Genomic DNA, 1,331 nt, shown 5'->3' with positions numbered 1-1,331 from the left:
CTGTACCTGTACTCAGGTCAGTGTTGAGATGAATTGCGCGTGAGAAATCCGGGTGTAGTCTGACCAGATTTGTAGCTTGCTTCCCGCAGGGTGCGCCGCGAAAACCGGAAAGACTACAACGACGAAACGAGCAAAATATTCGTTTTTTATTCGGTATGTTTTGATTATTTGTGTTACCATGAATATACGAACACGGTAAGGTCGATACCATGTATAGAGCAATTAAAGTTAGAATTTATCCCACTGATGAGCAAGAATCATATTTAGCTCAATGTTTTGGTAATACTCGATGGTTGTGGAATTATATGCTTAATGCCACTACTGTCGCGTATAAAGAAATAAGCATTGGGCTTTCTAAAGCGGCTATGGATAAGTTGCTTCCAGGATTAAAAAAGGAATATGAATGGTTAGGACTTGCATACAGTCAAGTGTTGCAACGAGTCACATTCAATCTTTCTAGTGCGTTTGTCAACTTTTTTGAAGACCGTGCTAAATTTCCTAACTTTAAATCTAAACATGGTAAACAATCAATTCAATATCCCCAAAATGTGAAACTGATGCCAGAGGATTCTGTGATTAAGTTTCCTGGCAATTTAGGGATGATGAAAACCGTGTTCCATAAAGAATTGCCCGATGCAAAATTCACGGCTGTAACAATATCAAGAAATGCAGACGGTAAGTATTATGCATCTATTCTTTTTAACCAAAATGACAATCCGGTAGTTGCAATTAGAAAAGCTATTGGTGTTGATTTGGGATTGAAAAACTTTGCTATAACTTCCGAAGGCTCAAAATATGACCTTCCTAAGAAGCAATTAGCTCTTCTTGAAAAGAATAAAAAGCGCAAGCAGAAAAAACTAGCTAAGAAGACCGATAAAACATCTAATAAACGTCGTAAAGCCAAACGTTTAGTCGCAAAAGTTTCTAGCAAAATAGCTAGAGTCCGTGAAGACTTTCTACACAAACTATCTCGCAAAATAGCATACGAAAACCAAGTTATTTGTGTAGAAGATTTGGCAGTTAAGAATATGGTTAAAAATCCCAACTTGGCAAAAGCTATTAGTGACTCTTGTTGGGGAATGTTTCAAACCATGCTCAAATACAAAGCTGAAAGATTTGGTCATACTTATCAAGAAATAGGTCGTTTCTTCCCGTCTTCTCAACTTTGTAGTGAAACTCTACTACCAATTCCGGTGTGGCAAAAAGGATATGATTCGTTAGGAGTTAGGTTTGTAGATTGCCCTCACTGCCAAAAACAGCATGATAGAGATATCAATGCCGCAATAAATATTAGAAATGAAGGTTTGCGACTTTGGGCGTTAGGAACTAGC

General features: G+C 37.7%; 1 protein-coding gene. It reads left to right on the top strand.

The window, feature by feature from the left end; translation table 11 throughout:
• Nucleotides 1-209 precede the first annotated feature (209 nt).
• The coding region (locus FJR06_RS06265) for an RNA-guided endonuclease TnpB family protein (RefSeq protein ID WP_168651057.1) at nt 210-1,331 on the top strand (1,122 nt) is incomplete at its 3' end.

This window comes from Dolichospermum sp. UHCC 0352 (genome assembly GCF_009711925.1).
In the GTDB taxonomy this organism is placed as follows: Bacteria; Cyanobacteriota; Cyanobacteriia; order Cyanobacteriales; family Nostocaceae; genus Dolichospermum; species Dolichospermum lemmermannii.
Note: the sequence above shows the minus strand (reverse complement) of the source record. Positions and strands in the feature narration are given on the sequence as shown.